Raw genomic sequence first — 316 nt, forward strand, 5'->3', positions numbered from 1 at the left:
TAACCCAAGGCAACTTGCGGTTATATGGTCAAGCGAATAAGCGCACACGGTGGATGCCTTGGCGGTCAGAGGCGATGAAGGACGTGGCAGCCTGCGAAAAGTATCGGGGAGCTGGCAACAAGCTTTGATCCGGTAATGTCCGAATGGGGAAACCCACCCGCTTGCGGGTATCCTGCAGTGAATACATAGCTGCTGGAAGCGAACCTGGTGAACTGAAATATCTAAGTAACCAGAGGAAAAGAAATCAACCGAGATTCCGTAAGTAGCGACGAGCGAACGCGGACTAGCCCTTAAGCTGATTTGGTTCTAGGAAAAC

The 316-nt window shown here is 51.3% G+C and carries 1 rRNA gene; it reads left to right on the top strand.

Annotation, left to right across the window (positions count from 1 at the left end):
- Nucleotides 1–26: 26 nt before the first annotated feature.
- A 23S ribosomal RNA gene (locus AC2A1N_RS13840) occupies nucleotides 27–316 on the top strand; the annotation flags it as partial.

This window comes from Stenotrophomonas maltophilia group sp. SKK55, from assembly GCF_057179845.1.